Here is a 19,354-nt window from a genome sequence, read left to right on the forward strand (position 1 = left end):
CGCCGGTCCTCACACCACCCGCAGCAGCACCTCGTCGCCGGGTCGCAGCTGGGCGCAGAGGTCCAGGTCGTCGTCCTCGACCACGGCGACGACCGGATAGCCGCCCGTCGTCGGGTGGTCGGCCAGGAACACCACGGGCTGCCCCGACGGCGGGAGCTGGACGGCACCGAGCACGATGCCCTCGCTCGCGAGCTCACCGCCGCGTCGCTCCAGCCGCGACCCGATGAGCCGCAGCCCGATCCGGTCGCTGTCGGGCGCGACGGCGTACGACGCCCCGTCGAGCCGCGACCAGCCCGTCCGGTCGAGCCAGTCGGCGCGTGGCCCGCGACGAAGGCGCAGCACGGGCTCACGGGGTCGTACGACGACCGCCGGCGGCGGCTCGGGCAGCTGGCCGGTCGGCCCGAGGTCGAGCAGGTCGCCCGCTGCGAGCCGGGGTGGACCGACCCAGGCGAGCGTGTCGGTCGAGCGCGACCCCAGCACCGGCGCGACAGCGATCCCGCCGGCGAAGGCGACGTAGGACCGCACCCCGGTCACGGCCGGACCGACGGACACCAGGGCTCCCGCGGGCACCGTGGCCGGCGCACCGTGGGCGACGGCGCGTCCGTCGACCCGGACGACGCAGGTCGCCCCGGTCACCGCCAGCGTCACGGCGCGGTGCGGCCGCAGCACGACGCCGCCGACGGTCGTCTCGATCACGGCGTCGTCCGGTCCCCCGCCGACGAGACGGCGGGCCAGGGCCGCCGCGCCCCGGTCCAGTGCTCCCGCCCGCGGCACCCCGAGATGGGCCCACCCCCGCCGACCGCGGTCCTGCAGCGTCGACAGCGGACCCGGGTCGACCACCTCGACGGTGCCCGAGCGGCGTTCAGCGGTCACTGCTGCGCCTCGAACCGCACCCGGGTGCCCGGGGCCAGGAGCGCCGGCTCGGCGCGGTCGACGTCCCACAGGTCGGCGTCCGTGGTGCCGATCAGCAGCCAGCCGCCGGGCGACGCGGTCGGGTAGACGCCGCACCAGGTGTCGGCCAGCCCGACGGACCCCGGCGCCACCCGGGCCCGCGGCGACTCCAGGCGCGGCACGGCACGCTCGTCGGGCAGCCCGGCGAGGTAGGCGAAGCCGGGGGCGAAACCGCAGAACGTGGAGGTGAACTCCAGCGACGTGTGGAGGCCGACGACCTCCTCCGTCGTGCATCCCCAGTGGTCGGCGACCCGCGCCAGGTCGGGACCGGAGTAGCGGACGGCGACGCGCACGAGCGGGCCGGGCGGCGCTGCCTGCTGCGCCGCCCAGCGCGGGAGCAGCTCGCGCACCGCCGCGGGATCGACACCGTCGAGCAGGACGGTCCGGGCCGCCGGCACGACCTCCTCGGCCGGCAGGCCGGCTGCGCGCACCCAGCTGGCCAGCGAGGCGGCCGCGACGGCGTCGTCGACCTCGACGAGGCAGGCGCGTGTCCCGACGTCGACGACCATCACGTCGGTCATTGTTCACCCGAGCGTTCACCGGCAGGCAGTTGCCACGGGCGGCGAACCTTTGGCAGCCTCGTGGGTGCACACAGGTGAGGGGCTCCCGATGGTATGAGCATCAGGAGCCCCTCGATGTGATCGGGATGGTGACGTCCGATCCACCGAACCGGTCTCCGGCCCCCGCAGTCCCCGCCACCGGGCCTGCGCGGCGAGCAAGTCGCCGTGTGGAGCTGTTCGTCCGATCCGATCCCCGACCCCGCCGAAGCGGTGTCGGTAGGAGATGTCTACGTCGTCGGGACGCCGCGCCGCAAGGGTTCTGGACCACAAACCCGCGGTCCCACAGGGTTCCCCACAGAAGTCGTCCCCTGCTCCACAGGCAGGGGACGGCCCTCCACAGATGCGGGCTCAGGCTGTGGAGGACCAGCACGTGACGACCACCAGCCCGGCGGCCTCGAGTGCGCGTCGTACGGCAGCCGCCGTCCGCACCGCTCCCGCGGAGTCGCCGTGCACGCACACCGAGTCGACCGACGCGGCCAGCTCGACCGCGCGCGACGCCACCCGGGCGGGGTCCGTCACCAGGGCGCCCGGCTGGTCGCGAGGCAGAAGCCGGCCGTCGGCGTCGTAGCCACGGTCGGGGAACCCCTCGAGCCGGGACGCGCGACCGCGCGCGTGCGCCATCGACAGCAGCACCGAGCCGGGCATCCCCATCACGGGCAGCTCCCCCGAGCCGTCCAGGACCGCCGCGGCCTGGTCCTCGTCGCGGGCGACCCGGTGGTAGAGCGCGCCGTGCGGCTTCAGGTACGCCACCTCCCCACCCTCGGCGGCGGCGATGGCCGACAGGACGCCGACCTGCTCGGCCACCTGCTCGCGCAGGACCTCCGCCGGCACGTCGAGCTCCACCCGCCCGAAGCGGGCGCGGTCGTCGTACGACACCTGCGCGCCGAGGGTCACCCCGCGGCGTACGGCACCGGCACAGACGGCCTGCATTGTGGCCGGCGTCCCCGCGTGGAAGCCGCAGGCCACGTTGGCGCTCGTCACCACGGCCAGCAGGCCTTCGTCGTCGGTGACCTCCTCCCCCAGGTCGGCGTTGAGGTCGACGCGGTTCGGGTGCCCGGCGGTGTGCATGGGGCCAGTCTCCCCGGGGAACCCCCTGAGAAGTCCCTGAGAGTTGGTCGATCGTGCAACTCCGGTGGGTACTGGCTCGTCAAGGCAGGTGAAGGCACCACATCCGGGGCGGGAATCCCGCGGCGGACACAGGCGTTGGACAGATGTGCGACACGGGGTGGTCGCACGAGAGCAGGAGGACGACATGAGCACCGCACAGGCAAAGCGCACCACCACCACTCGTGAGATCGAGGGCCGCGACAGCGTCGGCCTCTACCTCGACGAGATCGCTCGCACCCCGCTCCTCGACGCCGAGACCGAGGTCGAGCTGTCCAAGACCATCGAGGCCGGCCTGCTGGCCCAGCACCTCCTCGACACCGGCCGCGTCGGCCGCCGCAAGGGCGGTGCGCCGATGAGCGCCAACGAGGCCGAGCTCGAGTGGCTCGCCGAGCAGGGCCAGCTGGCCGTCGACCGGTTCATCGAGGCCAACCTGCGCCTGGTGGTCTCCATCGCACGCAAGTACGGCCGCTCGCAGATGCCGATGCTCGACCTGATCCAGGAGGGCAACACCGGCCTGATCCGCGCGGTCGAGAAGTTCGACTACACCAAGGGCTACAAGTTCTCGACCTACGCCACCTGGTGGGTCCGACAGGCCATCACGCGCGGCATCGCGCAGCAGGCCCGCGTCGTACGCCTCCCGGTGCACGTGGTCGAGGAGCTCAACCAGGTCGGCAGTGCCCGGCGCACGCTCGAGCGCCAGCTCGGCCGCGACCCGGAGCCGCACGAGATCGCCACCGAGCTCGGGATGGACATCGACCGGGTCCTCGACCTCATGAGCTGGGGCCGTGACCACGTCTCGCTGGACACGCCCGTGGACGAGGACGGCGACACGTCGCTGGGCGACCTGATGGCCCAGGAGACCGCGCCCGGCCCGGACCTCAACGTCCTCGACGCCGAGGCCCGGCAGCGGCTCGAGGACCTGGTCGGGATCCTGGACGAGCGGTCCGCCGACATCGTCCGCGCCCGCTACGGCCTCGCGGACGGTCGCCAGCACAAGCTCGCCGACATCGGCGCCCGGCACGGCATCTCCGCCGAGCGGGTCCGCCAGCTCGAGCGCGAGGCGCTGCAAAAGCTCCGTCGCGCCGGGGACCCGGACCTCGCGGCCTGACCCAGGCCCCGCTCCGCACGACCAGTGATCCCCGGTCAGCCGGGGATCACTGACGTTGTCGGCCCGTGCACGGCCTGACAAGCTCAGCGAGAGCCTGACAACCCGGACGATCTCAGTACGCCGCGGACTCCAGGTCCGCGCTCGCGGCCCGTGCCCGCTCGACCACGTCGGCGGGGACGGGCCGTTGTGCTGCCACCCGCGCCTGCCACATCTGGACCGCCACGACGCGGGCGGCGGCCTCCTCGACCCGCGCCCGCGAGACGATGCCGGAGTCGATCGCGTCGGTGACGATCTGGTGCGTGGTCGCGGTGTCGACGGGCATGAGGAGGAGGTCGGCCCCGGCCTGCAGCGCCTGCAGGGCCGGCGTGGGCCGGCCACCGACGGCACCCATGCCGAGCGAGTCGGTGATGGTGACCCCCTCGAAGCCGAGGTCGTCGCGGAGCAGGTCGTACACCTCGGGCGCCATGCTGGCGGGCACCCCCGGCGCGATCTCGGTCAGGTCGAGGTGGCTCAGCATCACGGCGGGCGCGTGCTGGCGGAAGGCGGACTCGAAGGGCGGCAGGTCGTGCGCCTCGAGCTCGGCGAGCGTCGAGTCGAGCACCGGCAACGTGTCGTGGCTGTCACTGGTCGCGCCACCGTGGCCCGGGAAGTGCTTGACGGTCGACACGACGCCGGCGTCGTCGTACCCCTTGATGGCGGCGCCCACGGCCTGGGACGCGAGCCGGGGGTCCTGCGAGGGTGACCGCGCCCCGATGGTCGGGTCGGCGGCGCCGATGGTGACGTCGGCGACGGGGGCGAAGACCCACGTGAAGCCGAGGTCGCGCAGCTCGAGCCCGGTCGCGAGGGCCGCGGCACGGGTCACCCGGCGGCCGAGACGGGCGTCCGCCGCGACGGCGAGCCCTGCCGACTGGAAGTGCGGGAAGTCGGTGGCGATGCCGCGCAGGTGCGAGACGTAGCCGCCCTCCTGGTCGACCCCGATGACCGGAGGGTGGTCGCGGCCGTCGGCGGAGGCGGCGTCGGTGATCGCCGACGTCATCGCCAGCACCTGGTCGCGGTCGAGCACGTTGGCCCCGGTCACCGAGACGCCGGCGAGGTGCAGGTCCCGCACCATGCGGGCCGGCTCCTGCGGGTCCGTGCCGTGGAAGCGTCCGACGATGACGCCCCCGGCGAGCTGCTCGGAGCTCCACGTGGAGACGAGCTCCTGCGCCTGCTCGAGCTCACCGGTCGTCGGGCCCCACGACGTGGGGGTGTCCGGGTCCTCCGTCGCCTCAGCCTCGGGCTCGGCCGGCGTTTCGGACCCCGGGGCGGACGCCGAGGACGAGGGGCTGGACGTGGCCGGCTCGGCGTCGTCGGGCGTCTGGCCGAGCCCGGCACACCCGCTGACGAGCAGGACGCCCGTCGCGATCACGGCCAGGCGGGGTCGGATCGAGAACACGCCGGGGAGGTTACCCGCCCGACCCCCGCGATCCGGAAACGTCAGGCCCGCCGCGCAAGCTCCTGGTGGATCGCCTCGACCTGCCGGCGCAGGTCGGCGAGCGACCCCGTGTTGTCGACGACGTGGGTGGCGATCGCGAGCCGCTCCTCGCGGGTCGCCTGCGCGGCGATGCGGGACTCGGCGTCCTCGCGGGTCCAGCCCCGGTCCTCGATCATCCGCCGCACCTGCAGCTCAGCGGGGGCATCGACCACGACGACCGCGTCGAAGGACCCGGCCCGTCCGACCTCGGCCAGCAGCGGGATGTCGTGGACGACGACCGCGTGCGCGAGTGCGGCCGCCTCGAGCTCGGCGCTGCGCCGGTGGACCAGAGGGTGGATGATCGCCTCGAGCCGCCGGCGGGCGTCGGGGTCGGCGAAGACGAGGGCACCCATGGCGGCCCGGTCGAGGTCGCCGTCGGGCGTGAGCAGGTCGGGCCCGAACTCCTCGACGACCGCCGCCAGCCCGGGCGTCCCCCTCGCCACGACCTCGCGGGCGATGAGGTCGGCGTCGATGACGACTGCCCCGAGCTCGGCGAGGACCGCCGACACGGTGCTCTTGCCGGATGCGATGCCCCCGGTCAGGCCGACACGAACGGTCACAGGTCCTCCCCCACGACGACGGCCAGGATCTCGTGGAGCGTACGACGCTGGGCCGGCGTGAGCACGTCGAGGACCCGCTGCGACGCCTCCCGGCGCACGTCGTCGATCCGCTCCACCAGCCGCCGGCCGTCATCGGTGAGCACCAGGCGGGTGGCCCGGCGATCGGTGGGGTCGGGCTCGCGGCGCACCCACGCCCGGTGCTCCAGCGCGTCGGCCACCTCCGTGGCCGACCGCGGGGCGATGCGCAGTGCATCGGCGAGGGCCGAGGGGCGCATCCCGTCGGCACCGGCCAGCACCCGCAGCGCGCGGGCCTGCCCGGGGGTCACCCCCCAGTCGGCGAGCGCCTCCACGTGCGCGCGTCGTACGCGCCGGGCGAGCGCCATCACCAGGTCGCCGGTCGCCGGGTCGTGCCCCTCGTCGCGCACCACGGGAATACCTCCCACCCACATCCGGTTGTGACCTCATAGTGAGGTTACCTCACCACCTCGAACACAGAGAGGAGCTGGTCGGATGGCTGACCACACCGACTCCCGCCCCCACGCAGAATCGTCCGGCCGCCGTCGCGGCGGACGCCCCGACCCGGCGGACGTCCGGCAGCTCGCCGACTCCCCGGTGTCGCTGCGCCGCATCGCCCGACTCTTCACACCGCACCGCGCCGCCCTGGCCGTGGTCGTGGCGCTCATCGTGCTGAGCTCGCTCGTCGGGCTCGCCCAGCCGTTCCTCGTCCGGCACGTCATCGACGAGGCGCTGCCCCGCCAGGACGTCCGCCTGCTGCTGCTCCTCGTCGGCGCCATGCTCGGCGTCGCCGTCGTCACCGCCGTCATCGGCGTCGTGCAGACCTGGCTCTCCACCGCGGTGGGCCAGCGCGTCATGCACCGCCTCCGCAGCGACCTGTTCGCCCACCTGCAGCGCCAGTCCCTCGACTTCTTCACCCGCACCCGCGGCGGCGAGGTGCAGTCGCGCCTCGTCAACGACATCGGCAGCATGCAGGGCGTCGTGACCCAGACGGCGACCTCGATCGCCGCCAACGTCACCGTGGTGGTCGGCACCGCCGTGGCCATGGTGGCCCTCAGCTGGCGGCTCGCGCTGATCTCACTGGTGGTGCTTCCACCGGCCGTCCTGCTGACCCGGCAGGTCGCCCGGATGCGGCACCGCATCACCGGCGAACGGCAGCGACGCCTGGCCGACCTCCACGTCCAGATCGAGGAGGGCCTCTCTGTCAGCGGGGTCCTGCTCAGCAAGACCCTCGGCGCGTCCCCGCGCCTGACCGCACGGTTCGACGAGACCTCCGCCGACCTCGTCGGCCTCGAGATCCGGTCCCGCCTCGCCGGCCGCTGGCGGATGGCGACGATGAACGTCGTCTTCGCTGCCGTCCCGGCCGCGATCTACCTCGCCGCCGGCTTCCCGGCGACGTCCGGCGGGATGACCATCGGCACGCTCGTCGCCTTCATCGCCCTGCAGGGCACCCTGTTCCGCCCACTGATGGGACTGCTCAACGTGGGCGTCGACCTCACCGCGTCGCTCGCGCTCTTCAGCCGGATCTTCGAGTACGCCGACCTCCCGGTCGACATCGCCGAGCCTGACGAGCCGGTGCGGCTCGACCCGCGACGCGTGCGCGGCGAGGTGCGGTTCGAGGGCGTCGGCTTCTCGTACGACGGCGAGCGTGCGGTGCTGTCCGACGTCGACCTCGTCGTTCCTGCAGGCGGCACCCTCGCCCTGGTCGGCGAGACCGGCAGCGGCAAGTCGACCCTCGCCTCGCTCGTCCCGCGCCTGCACGACGCGGCGTCCGGGCGCGTGCTGGTCGACGGGGTCGACGTGCGCGACCTGGCTGCGGCCGACCTCGCCGCGGTCGTCGGCGTGGTCACCCAGGAGACCTACCTGATGCACGCCAGCGTGCGCGACAACCTGCGCCACGCCCGTCCCGACGCGACCGACGCCGAGATCGAGCAGGCCTGCCGCACCGCCCGCATCCACGACGTCATCGCGTCGCTCCCCGAGGGCTACGACACCGTCGTGGGCTCGCGCGGGCACCGGTTCTCCGGCGGCGAGCAGCAGCGGCTGGCGATCGCCCGCACGCTGCTGCGCGACCCGGCGGTGCTCGTGCTCGACGAGGCGACCAGCGCGCTCGACAACGAGACCGAGCGCGCCATCCTGGCCACGCTCGACGAGGTCACCCGGAGCCGTACGACGATCACGATCGCGCACCGGTTGTCCACCGTGCGCAACGCCGACCAGATCGCCGTGCTCCACGCCGGGCGCGTCGTCGAGCTCGGCACCCACGAGGAGCTGCTGCTCCTCGGTGGCCGCTACGCGGACCTCGTGCGCGGTGGCCTCGGCGTCGAGCCGGCGGCCGCCTGAGGTGTCAGGCCGCCGACTCCCCCGCGGCCTTCTCCGCCGCGGCCAGGAGCACACAGGTCGCCACGGCCTCCATCGCCGCAGTGACCTCGGCGAGGGGCGGCATCGTCGGGGCGAGCCGGATGTTGGTGTCGTCCGGGTCCTGCTTGTAGGGGAACGACGAGCCGGCGGGCGTCAGCGCGATGCCGGCGTCCTTGGCGAGGGCCACGACGCGGCTGGCGGTCCCGGGCACGACGTCGAGGTTGACGAAGTAGCCGCCGGTCGGGGTGTTCCACGTCGCGACGTGGCGGCCGCCGAGCCGCTCGGTCAGCACGCGGTCGACCTCGGCGAACTTCGGCGCGATGATCTCGCGGTGCCTGGCCATGTGGTCGCGCACGCCCTGCGGGGACCCGAAGAACTCCGCGTGCCGCAGGTGGTTGACCTTGTCGGGGCCGATCGAGCCGTTGCCGAGGTGCCCGAGGTACCAGCGGACGTTGTTCGTCGACGCCGCGAGGAACGCGACACCCGCACCGGCCCAGCTGATCTTGGAGGTCGACGCGAACATGACTGGCCGGTCCGGGTGACCGGCGGCGGAGGCCAGGGTGAGGATGTCGGCGCTCTTGGCCTCCTCCTCGGTCAGGTGGTGCAGTGCGTAGGCGTTGTCCCAGAAGATCTTGAAGTCGGGCGCCGCGGTGGGCATCGCGGCGAGCCGCGCGGCGACGTCCTGGCTGCAGATCGACCCCGAGGGGTTGGCGTACGTCGGGACGATCCACATGCCCTTGATGCTCGGGTCGTCGGCGACGAGGGCGGCGACGGCGTCGACGTCGGGGCCGTCGTCGTTCATCGGGACGGTCACCATCTCGATCCCGAGGCTCTCGAGCAGGGTGAAGTGCCGGTCGTAGCCCGGAACCGGGCACACGAACCGGACCTTGTCCTCCTTGCTCCAGGGCCGCTCCGAGTCGACCGCGCYGAAGAGCATCATCCAGACGAGGCAGTCGCGCATGATGGACAGGCTGGAGTTGCCGCCCGCGACCACCTGCTCGGGCTCGACCCACAGCAGCTCGGCGAACATCTCCCGCAGCTCACGCAGGCCCTCGAGCCCGCCGTAGTTGCGTACGTCGACCCCGCTGGCGTCCTTGGTGGTCGTCGGCAGGCGCAGCAGGTCGTCGGCGAGGTCGAGCTGCTGGGACGACGGCTTGCCCCGCGTGAGGTCGAGCTTGAGCCCCTGCGCCTTCAGCTGCTCGTAGGCAGCCCGCTGCTCCTCGAGCAGCGCGGTGAGGTCGTCGGCGGACAGGTCGGCCAGCGCAGTCGCGTTCACGGCTCCAGCCTAGAGGTCGCCCGACCGTGTCCTCACGTCCGTTCTGCCCGGTGGTACGACCGGGCCGGTGCCGACCTCGCGAGCGTCGCGATGCCGGCCGATGATGAGGGTCAGGCGCTCATCCGGAAGGTGCGCCGGTACTCCTGCGGGCTGACCCCGCGAGCACGACCGAAGTGGTGGCGCAGGGTGGCGGCGTTGCCGAACCCGACCTCGGAGGCCACCCAGTCGATCGAGTGGTCGGACTGCTCGAGCAGCTCCTGCGCGGCGCGCACCCGCTCCCCCAGGATCCAGCTGTAGGGCGTGGTGCCGGTCTCCTCCTTGAAGCGCCTCGCGAAGGTCCGGGCCGACATGTGCATCTGGCGGGCCAGCGTCTCGACGTCGAGGTCGTCGGAGAGGTGCGAGCTGATCCACGCCAGGAGCGGGGCCAGCGCCTCCGACTCGCAGACGGGCACCGGGCGGGCGATGTACTGGGCCTGACCACCGTCGCGGTGCGGCGGCACGACCATGCGCCGCGCGGTGGCGGCGGCGACCTTGGCGCCGAACTGCTGGCGCATCACGTGCAGCGCCGCGTCGATGGCGGCAGCGGACCCGGCGCCGGTCACGATCGAGCCGTCCTGGACGTAGAGCACGTCGGGGTCGACGATCGCGTCGGGGAAGCGCGCCGCCAGCTCGGCGGCGTGCCTCCAGTGGGTCGTGCAGCGACGACCGTCGAGCAGGCCGGCCTCGCCCAGCATGAAGGTCGCCGAGCAGTGGGCGAAGAGCATCGCGCCCCGCGCGTGGGCCGTTCGCAGCAGCTCGGAGACCTCCGGCGAGGCGCCGCGGTGGTCGCTCATGGGCGCCAGGCAGATCAGGTCGGCGTCCGCCGCCTCGTCCAGCCCGTGCTCGACGTGCAGGTCGAACCCCGCACGCGTGCGCAGCCGCCCGGGACGAGGCGTGACGACCTTGAAGTCGAAGACGGGGTTGTCGTCCTCGGGGTGGTAGGGCTCGGCCCACACCTCGCACAACGCACCGAGCCCGAACGGCTCGGGCTGCTCCTGCACGACCACGGCGACCTTCTGCATGTCAGCAGCGTGCCACGGGTCGTGGCAGGAAATCAACTGATACTGGCATTCCTGCCACTGGTGGCAGGAACTGCACGAGCGGATGATTACTGCCATGAACACTTTCATCGCCCTCCTGGTCCTGGCCGCCGCCGTCGCGCTGCTGGTCAACTACGCCCGTCACGACCGGTTCGCCGGCCCCGCCTCCACCACCCACCCCATCGACGACCTCGGCCCGATCGAGGAGCGCCAGCACCTCGTCCCGCGCTTCTGAGCACGTTTCGACGAGCGCGAATCACCTTTTGCTTGACCTGACACAAAAGTCCCGCCTAGCGTGATGCCAGTCACACCGCCGTCCGGCAGGTGACGCCACTCAAACTCGGTTGTGGAAGGCACGTCATGCCTGTGCGGTCTCGTCAGCTCCTCGTCTCGCTGCTCGCCCTGGTGACCGCCCTGGGGCTCGCCCTCGGGCTGAGCGCCCCGGTGGTGGCCGCCGTGCCCGATCCCGTGCCGGACCGGACCACGTCCGGAGCCGCGAAGGACGGGGCGAAGGACGGGGCGAAGTCCGAGGCCGAGTCCGAGACCGGGGCCCCCGCCGCCAAGGGCGACCGGGCCGGGAAGAGCGACCGGGCCGGCAAGGCAGCCACGGGCACGACGGCAGCGGCTGCCGCCGACGACCCGCCGGACCTGTCGAAGTTCCAGAAGGTCGTCCTCGGCCAGGGCACCGGCCTCGGTGAGGTCATGGAGCTGACGGTCGCCCCGGACGGGCGGGTCTTCTTCATCACCCGCGCCGGCGACATCTCGATGTACGACCCCGCCGACGGCAGCATCGAGATCGTCATGAACAACCCCAGCCTCGGGGTGTGGAGCGGCCTGGAGGACGGTGGCCTCGGCATCACCGTCGACCCCGACTTCGCCGACAACAGCTGGATCTACGTCTACTACGCACCGCTGCCCGCCTCGCACAACGCCAACCGGCTGTCCCGCCTCACCGTCGAGACCGACGCGGACGGCGAGACCTTCGTCGACAAGGCGTCGGAGAAGGTCATCCTCGAGGTCGGCACCCAGCGCAACGTCTGCTGCCACTCCGCCGGCTCGGTGCAGTTCGGCGACGGCGGCGTGCTGCACCTCGCGACGGGCGACAACACGTCGTCCTCCGACAACGACGGCTACTCCCCCCACGACGAGCGGACCGGACGCTCCGACTACGACGCGCAGAAGTCCTCGGCCAACACCAACGACCTGCGCGGCAAGATCCTGCGCGTCATCCCCCGCAACGACGACGCCGGCGACGTGAACCCGACCGCCGGGGACGGCATCTCGTACGACATCCCCGAGGGCAACCTGTTCGGCGAGGGCGGCGCCTACCCGTCCGCGCTCTACCCCGACGCCGATGCGGCGAAGACGCGGCCCGAGATCTACGTGATGGGCCTGCGCAACCCCTACCGGCTCGGCGTTGACGCCGACACCGACGCCCTCTACTGGGGCGAGGTCGGCCCGGACTCGCGCGTCAACAGCCCCAACCGCGGTCCCCGCCACTTCGAGGAGTTCAACCGCACCGAGGTCCCGATGAACGGCGGCTGGCCCTACTGCGGGGGCGAGGTCGGCGACGACCTCACCAAGATGGACTTCGGTGGCGCCTACGTCGACTGGGACTTCGTGGCCAACCGCTACCGCACCAACCCCGACGGCACCCCCAAGCGCTTCCCCTGCAACGACCCGCAGGAGATGGCCGGCGTCAACGACTCCCCCAACAGCTCCGGGCTGCAGACGCTGCCCCCGATGACCGACGCCTGGATCCCCTACTCCGACGTCGCCCCCTACAAGTACCCCGCCGTCCAGGGCGCGACCCCGACCGGCGGCCAGGTCTACCGGCAGTCGCAGAACACCGCGGCCAAGGACACCGCCTTCCCGGCGCACTACGAGGGCTCCTACTTCATGACGGAGATGAGCCGCGGCTGGATCAAGGAGGTGCGGATGGATGCCGAGGGCAACATCGCCTCCATCAACGACTTCATGAGCGGCTTCGTGGCTCCCGGCGACATGGAGTTCGGTCCCGACGGCTCGATGTACGTCCTGGAGTACGGCACCGGCTTCTTCTCCGGCTCCCCGCAGACCAAGCTCGTGCGCATCGACTACGCGATCAACGGCTCGGCGCCGGTGGCTCGCGCGAGCGCCGACGTCACCGAGGGTCCGGCCCCGCTCACCGTCCAGTTCAGCAGCGACGGCACGAGCGACCCCGACGGTGACGACGTCACCTACGCGTGGGACCTCGACGGCGACGGCCAGACCGACTCGACCGAGGCATCGCCGTCGTGGACCTACGACTCCGTCGGCGACTACACGGTGGTCCTCACGGTGACCGACTCGACCGGCAAGTCCGCGACCTCGCAGGTCGTGGTCAATGTCGGCAACACCGCCCCGAAGGTGCAGATCGAGCTCCCCGTCGACGGCGGCTTCTACGCCTCCGGCGACGACATCCCGTTCGTGGTCGACGTGCAGGACGCCGAGGAGACCGTCGACTGCAGCGAGGTCGTGGTCCAGGAGGGCCTCGGCCACGACATCCACGTGCACCCGAACCTGTCGGTCAACGGCTGTGAGGGCACCATCCGCACCGCGGCCTCGGCCGACCACGGACCGGACGCGAACACGTACGGCGTCCTCATCGCGACCTACCGCGACGGCGGCGCCAACGGCGGCGCCAACGCGTCGCTGCAGGGCAGCGACACCGTCATCCTCCAGCCCAAGCTGCGCCAGGCCGAGCACGCGACCAACCGCCAGGGCGTCGGCTACACCGGCTACGACGACAAGTCCGGGACGCGACCCGGTGGCGGCGGCCTGATCACCGGCATGGGCAACGGCGACTGGGTGATGTTCGACCCGATGAGCCTGTCCAGCATGACCGACGTGTCGATCCGCTACTCCGGCGGGCCGCAGGCAGGCGCGACGATCCAGGTGCGCGCGGGTGCCGCGAACGGCCCGGTCGTGGCAACGGTGCCGCTGGACGGCGGGACGCAGGGCCAGTACTTCTACAAGACGGTCAGCGCCGCGATCACCGCTCGCGACGCCGACGCCGGCGGTCGCCCGCTCTACTTCGTGTACGCCGGCAACGGCGAGATGAACTTCGACGAGTTCTCCGTCTCGGGCAAGGGCGTCGCCAGCAACACCTCACCCGTCATCACGTCGGCCACCGCCACCCCGGCCGACGGCCTGGCGCCGCTCGAGGTCGACTTCACCGCCGAGGCCGACGACCCCGACGGCGACGACATCACCTACGCCTGGGACTTCGGCGTCGACGGCACGGACGACGACACCGCGACCACGGCCTCGGCCACGTGGACCTACCCCGAGCCGGGCACCTACACCGCCACGCTGACCGTGGAGGACGAGACCGGCAAGTCGACCAGCCGGGCCGTCGACGTCACCGTGCGGCAGCCCTGTGCGACCGCGCCGACCCCCGACGAGGGCTACGAGCTGCTCTTCGACGGCACCGACGTGTCCGGCTGGAAGCAGTCCGGCCCCGGTGGCTTCACCGTCGAGAACTGCGAGCTCACCAGCTTCGGCGGCCTCGGGCTGTTCTGGTTCTCCGAGCGGACCTTCGAGGACTACACCGTCAAGCTGCAGTTCAAGCTCTCCGATGACGGCGACAACTCCGGCGTTTTCACCCGCTTCCCCGACCCGGGCAACGACCCCTTCGTCGCCGTCGACAACGGCCACGAGATCCAGATCAAGGAGGGTCAGCCCAATGACGAGCCGCAGAAGACCGGCTCGGTCTACAACTTCGACCGCGAGGACGCGCGCAACGCCAAGCCGATCGGCGAGTGGAACGACTACGAGATCACCGTCGAGGGCCAGACCTACACGATGACGCTCAACGGCCAGGTGGTGAACGAGTACACCTCCGACGGCACCCGCGGCACCGACGGCTACATCGGCCTGCAGAACCACGGTGACGCCGACAAGGTCAGCTTCCGCAACATCCAGGTCCGGGAGCTCGAGGTCCAGGAGCCGTTCGTCAACGAGCTGACGGCCGACCCGGTCCGTGGCGCCGCACCCCTCGAGGTGGACTTCACCGCCGAGGGCGTCGACCGGCAGGACGACGCGATCACCTACGACTGGGACTTCGGCGACGGGTCCGACCCCGTCACCGGTGCCTCGGGCACGGTCTCGCACACCTACACCGAGGGTGGCACGTTCACCGCCGAGGTGACGCCCGTCGACGCCGACGGCAACCGCGGCCTGACCCGCACGACCGAGGAGATCACCGTCCTCGTCGACCCGGTCGCCACCGCGACCGCGACCCCACGCTGCGGCGTGCTGCCGCTGGAGGTCGACTTCGACGCCTCCGCGACGGACCCGCAGGACCAGGCCGTTACCTGGGCGTGGGACTTCGGCGTGGACGGCACGGGCGACGACACCTCCACGGAGAAGTCGCCGACCTGGACCTACACGGCGGCGGGCGAGTACACCGCGACCGTCACCGCGACCGACCCCGACGGCAACACCGGCACCAGCTCGGTGCGCATCGAGGTGCTCGCCGACGGCGAGTGCCGCCCGGTGGCCGACCTGTCGGAGCTGTTCAACAACGACGGCATCTCCACCGACGCCAACCCCGGTGACGGCAACTTCGACGGCGGCGGCTGGACCTTCGCCGCGGAGCTCCTCCCCCAGGCCGTCCAGCAGAACGGTGGTCCGGTCCGGATCAACGGCGTGGACTACGACTTCGGCAGCCCGGCCGACGGGCAGCTCAACAACGTCGAGTCCGACGGCCAGGTGGTCACCCTGCCGACCGGCACCTACGACGAGCTGAGCATCCTCGCCACGGCCCACAACGGTGACGTGCAGAAGGAGGCCACCCTCGCCTACAACGACGGCTCCACCGTCCAGGTGCCCCTGCGGTTCACCGACTGGGCCGTGACCCCGAAGTTCGGCGAGGAGATCGCCATCGACATGCCCTACCGCCACAACGGCGGCGGCGACACCTCGCCGCGGGTCATGATCTTCACCCAGCGGATCCCGCTCGAGGCCGGCAAGCAGCCCGACACCCTGACGCTCCCGGCCGACCCGAAGCTCCACGTCTTCGCGGTCTCCGGCGTCCGGGGCGAGGAGCCGGCCCCGCCGTGCGAGCAGCCCGAGCGCTCGGACGAGTTCAACGACTCCGAGCTGCTCGACAACTGCCACTGGACGGTCCGCCGCCCCGACGAGACGGCGTACGACGTCTCCGGCGGTGCGCTGCACCTGACCGCCCGTCCCGGTGAGTACAACGACACCGCCAACGTCATCACGCAGGACGCACCCGACGGTGCGTGGACGGCGACGACCAAGCTCACCTGGGACCCGACCGAGGGTGGCCAGCAGGCCGGGCTCGTGGTCGCCGGCAGCGGCGGCTCCGGTTTCGCGAAGCTGACGTTCGTCGACAAGGGCAACAACAACGAGTGGATCGAGTTCCTCAAGTCGTCGAGCCCGAGCAACAACGACTTCGAGTTCACCGGCAACTGGAACACCGGCGGCGGCAGCTTCGACGGGCCCTTCCTGCCCGGCGACTTCCCCACCACGTTCTGGCTGCGGTACACCTCCGACGGCTCCCAGCTGCGCGGGTGGTACTCCACCGACGGCGAGGAGTTCACGCAGGTCGGTGACCCGCGCACCCTGGCCGGGATCAGCAACCCGCGCGTCGGCATGATGGCGCTGAAGGGCGAAGCGCCGGGCGACCCGGTCGCCGACTTCGACTTCTTCCGCTGGTCCGGCATGGAGCAGGGCGAGGCGCCGAGCGTGACCGCGGCAGCCGAGCCCACCTCCGGCACCGCGCCGCTGGACGTCGAGTTCAGCGCCGAGGGCAGCGACCCCGAGGGTGGCGAGCTCACCTACGCGTGGGACTTCGGCGTGGGCGGCACGCAGGACGACACCGCCGGCACCGCCGACGCGAGCTGGACCTACACCGAGCCGGGCACCTACACGGCCACGGTGACGGTCACCGACCCCGAGGGCCAGACCGGCGAGGACACGGTCGAGGTCGTCGTCGAGGAGCCCGCCGAGGGACGTACGTGGGTCGTCGACGCCGTCGACTCCGCCACCAACAACCAGTGGGTGTCCGCGGACAACGGCACGTCGACCGTCACCATCGAGGTCGGTGACACGGTGGAGTGGCAGTTCGACCGGGCCACGATGGGCCACGACCTGACCTCCCTCGACAGCGCGGACACGTGGGACCCCGCCCTGCAGGAGTACCGCGGACCCAACGGCGACCCGATCCGCTACACCTTCACCAAGCCCGGCACCTACGAGTACTGGTGCAGCATCCACGGCGCCACCATGCGCGGCACCGTGGTGGTCGAGGAGCCCGAGGCGGACAACCAGCCGCCGACGGCGCAGCCGTTCGTCTCGCCGCGCACCGGCCCCGCGCCGCTCTACGTCCACTTCGAGGCGCGCGCCAGCGACCCCGACGGTGACGCGTTGACCTACCTGTGGGACTTCGGCCAGGGCGACGGGCCCTCCGACCAGTCGACGTCGTCGCACGCCCACGTGACGTACGCCGAGCCCGGCCGGTACACCGCGACCCTGACCGTGAGCGACGGCAAGGGCGGGACCTACGAGGACGAGTTCGAGATCGCTGTCACCGGTGAGGCGCCGCGGGTCTCCATCGAGGCGACGCCCACCAGCGGTCCCGCTCCCCTGCCGGTCGCCTTCGACATCAGTGCGATGGACGACCAGGGCGGCCCGCTCAGCTACACGTGGGACTTCGGCGACGGGACGACGTACACGGGTCCGAAGCCGCCGCTGAACCACGTCTACACCGCCTCGGGCAGCTACACCGCCACGTTGACAGTGACCGATCCCGACGGCAACAAGGGCAGCGACAGCGTCGAGATCAGCGTCGATGCACTGCCCGAGATCGACGCGACGGCCACGCCGGACACCGGTGACGCACCGCTGGAGGTCGACTTCTCCACGGTGGTCACCACCGAGGGCGACCTCAGCGCCTTCGCCGACGGCACGGCCACCTACCCGAACCTCACGGGCACCGCATCGATGGTCCGCTCGCGCGACACCACCGTGACCACGCTCGACGTCACCGGCCTCAAGCCGGCAGCTGCGCACATGGTCCACGTCCACGAGCAGTCGTGCGCCAACGGCAACGGCGGAGCGCACTTCCGCTTCGACACCGACCTGCCGTTCTCGGAGGAGAACGAGATCTGGCTGCCGTTCACCAGCAAGGCCGACGGCACCAGCGGCGAGGTGGTCGTCACGAGCGACCAGCGCGCCGGCTCCAAGGCGATGGCCATCGTGATCCACGACCCGGACAACCCGGCCAAGCGGATCGGGTGCGTCGACCTCGACCCGAGCGTCGACGGGCTCACCTACGCCTGGGACTTCGGTGACGGCGAGCAGGGCGAGGGGGCCGACCCGACCCACACCTACACCGAGCCCGGCACCTACGAGGCCACGGTCACGGTGAGCATGCAGGGCGGCACCGACGAGGTCACCGACACGGTCGAGGTCGTCGTCAGCGACGACCCGACCGACCCGACCGACCCCGTCGCCTCGACGGTCACGGCCACGGCGACGCCCTCCGAGGTCACCGTGGGCGACACCACCCGGGTGTCGGTCGACGTGGAGGCCGACGGGGCCACCCCGACCGGCGAGGTCACGCTCACCGGTGGCGGGAAGTCCTACGGCCCCACCGCGCTCGAGGGCGGCACCGCGACCTTCACGGTCGGTCCGTTCACCGAGCCCGGCACGGTGGCGTTCACCGCGGCCTACGCCGGCAGCGACGAGGTCGCTGCCGGTGAGGGCAAGGTGACCGTCACGGTCAAGGCCAAGCCGGCTCCGGGTGACACCACCGCCCCCGAGACCACCATCACCGGCGGCCCGAAGGGCCAGGGGCGGGGTCCGGCAGCGACGTTCACCTTCACCTCCTCCGAGACCGGCAGCACCTTCGAGTGCAGCCTGGACGGCGGGGCGTGGGCCGCGTGCAGCTCCCCGGCGACGTTCAACAAGCTCGGGCAGGGCGAGCACGAGCTGCGGGTCCGGGCCACCGACAAGGCGGGCAACACCGACGCCAGCCCGGCGGTGCAGATTTGGACGGTGGACCGGGGCAAGCCCACGGTCAAGGTGCTGAAGGGTCCCCAGGCGACCAAGGACCGGACGCCCGCGGTGCGCGCGCGCCTCAGCGACCGGTACGACGACCTCCGGGCGCGCGACGTCACGGTGCGCTTCGGCGGTCGGGCCGCGGCGAAGGTGCGGGTCAACCGCAAGGGCGTCATGGTCGCGACGGCGAAGCGGCTCGCGCCGGGTCGGCACCGCGTCGTGCTGAAGGTCCGGGACGAGGCGGGCAACAAGCGCACCGTCCGCTTCTGGATCACCGTTCGCCGCTGACGCACCGTCACCCCACCACCAGCACCCGCCGGACTCCCGGCGGGTGCTGGTGCGTCCACAGCGGCAGGCACGATTCCACCATGGTCAGCACCGGCGAGGGGGAGAGCCTGCTCGCCGGTGACCGCGTGGCGCTGCTGGTCCCCGGCTCGCCGGCGTACGTCGACCTGGTCCTCGCCCTGCTCGCCGACGCTCCCGACCTGGTCGTGACGTCGCAGGAGCAGCTCGCGCAGCTGCTCGCCGCTCGCCCCGGCCGGTCGCGGTCGCTGCCCCTCGGGCGACCGATCCACTGCACCAGCGGCACGACCGGCACCCCGAAGGGCGTGTGGTCCGGGCTCCTCCCCCCTCAGGACGCGACGGCCCTGGTCGCCGAGGAGCGTGACCTCTGGGGGTTCGCAGGCGGGTCGGCGGGCGGGCGGTGCGCCAGCCACGTTCTGGTCGCCCGGAAGGTGGCTCAGGCACCGCTCATGTTCGAGCTCCTCAGACCTCA

At 72.0% G+C, this 19,354-nt stretch carries 12 protein-coding genes; 4 read left to right on the forward strand and 8 right to left on the reverse strand.

What is annotated here, in order from left to right; all coding sequences use genetic code 11:
* Positions 1 to 9: 9 nt before the first annotated feature.
* The 3 genes from ACXJKB_RS14205 to ACXJKB_RS14215 form a co-directional block, all read right to left on the reverse strand.
* Positions 10 to 873, reverse strand: coding sequence for a 5-oxoprolinase subunit C family protein (locus ACXJKB_RS14205; RefSeq protein WP_457189398.1), 864 nt, complete (start codon positions 871 to 873; stop codon positions 10 to 12).
* Positions 870 to 1,472 (reverse strand): 5-oxoprolinase subunit B family protein, encoded by a 603-nt coding sequence (locus tag ACXJKB_RS14210; protein WP_457189400.1) that lies wholly within the window; start codon positions 1,470 to 1,472, stop codon positions 870 to 872. The genes ACXJKB_RS14205 and ACXJKB_RS14210 overlap by 4 nt, the downstream gene beginning before the upstream one ends.
* Positions 1,473 to 1,859: 387 nt before the next feature.
* Positions 1,860 to 2,579, reverse strand: a complete 720-nt coding sequence (locus ACXJKB_RS14215; RefSeq protein ID WP_457189401.1) for a 5-oxoprolinase subunit PxpA — start codon at positions 2,577 to 2,579, stop codon at positions 1,860 to 1,862.
* Between the two features lie 184 nt (positions 2,580 to 2,763).
* Here ACXJKB_RS14215 and ACXJKB_RS14220 point away from each other — a divergent pair, with 184 nt between their 5' ends.
* A complete protein-coding gene (locus ACXJKB_RS14220; protein WP_457189403.1) occupies positions 2,764 to 3,726 on the forward strand; it encodes a sigma-70 family RNA polymerase sigma factor in 963 nt (320 codons plus the stop codon).
* Positions 3,727 to 3,838: 112 nt separating this feature from the next.
* Here ACXJKB_RS14220 and ACXJKB_RS14225 read toward each other — a convergent pair whose 3' ends face one another.
* From ACXJKB_RS14225 to ACXJKB_RS14235, 3 genes are read right to left on the reverse strand one after another with little or no spacing between them, the layout of a single operon-like run.
* Positions 3,839 to 5,161 (reverse strand): glycoside hydrolase family 3 N-terminal domain-containing protein, encoded by a 1,323-nt coding sequence (locus ACXJKB_RS14225; protein ID WP_457189405.1) that lies wholly within the window; start codon positions 5,159 to 5,161, stop codon positions 3,839 to 3,841.
* A 41-nt stretch (positions 5,162 to 5,202) separates the two neighbouring features.
* A complete protein-coding gene (coaE, locus tag ACXJKB_RS14230; protein WP_457189407.1) occupies positions 5,203 to 5,799 on the reverse strand; it encodes a dephospho-CoA kinase in 597 nt (198 codons plus the stop codon).
* On the reverse strand, positions 5,796 to 6,227 hold the full coding sequence (locus ACXJKB_RS14235; RefSeq protein ID WP_457189409.1) for a MarR family winged helix-turn-helix transcriptional regulator: 432 nt from the start codon (positions 6,225 to 6,227) through the stop codon (positions 5,796 to 5,798). Before ACXJKB_RS14235 ends, coaE begins: the two co-directional genes overlap by 4 nt.
* Positions 6,228 to 6,309: 82 nt before the next feature.
* Here ACXJKB_RS14235 and ACXJKB_RS14240 point away from each other — a divergent pair, with 82 nt between their 5' ends.
* Entirely contained in the window at positions 6,310 to 8,157 is a 1,848-nt protein-coding gene (locus ACXJKB_RS14240) for an ABC transporter ATP-binding protein (protein ID WP_457189411.1), read from the forward strand.
* A 4-nt stretch (positions 8,158 to 8,161) separates the two neighbouring features.
* Here ACXJKB_RS14240 and ACXJKB_RS14245 read toward each other — a convergent pair whose 3' ends face one another.
* Positions 8,162 to 9,451: an aminotransferase class I/II-fold pyridoxal phosphate-dependent enzyme gene (locus ACXJKB_RS14245; RefSeq protein WP_457189413.1), complete on the reverse strand. Its 1,290-nt coding sequence runs from the start codon at positions 9,449 to 9,451 to the stop codon at positions 8,162 to 8,164.
* A 110-nt stretch (positions 9,452 to 9,561) separates the two neighbouring features.
* The gene (locus ACXJKB_RS14250; protein ID WP_457189415.1) at positions 9,562 to 10,512 is read right to left on the reverse strand and encodes a GlxA family transcriptional regulator; all 951 of its coding nucleotides are present in this window, start codon (positions 10,510 to 10,512) and stop codon (positions 9,562 to 9,564) included.
* A gap of 94 nt (positions 10,513 to 10,606) precedes the next feature.
* Here ACXJKB_RS14250 and ACXJKB_RS14255 point away from each other — a divergent pair, with 94 nt between their 5' ends.
* Positions 10,607 to 10,765: a hypothetical protein gene (locus tag ACXJKB_RS14255; protein WP_457189417.1), complete on the forward strand. Its 159-nt coding sequence runs from the start codon at positions 10,607 to 10,609 to the stop codon at positions 10,763 to 10,765.
* A 125-nt stretch (positions 10,766 to 10,890) separates the two neighbouring features.
* Positions 10,891 to 18,867 carry a PKD domain-containing protein gene (locus ACXJKB_RS14260; RefSeq protein ID WP_457189419.1) on the forward strand — a complete coding sequence of 2,659 codons (7,977 nt, stop codon included), beginning with the start codon at positions 10,891 to 10,893 and terminating at the stop codon, positions 18,865 to 18,867.
* Positions 18,868 to 19,354: the final 487 nt, after the last annotated feature.

The organism is Nocardioides sp. P5_E3, from assembly GCF_054049275.1.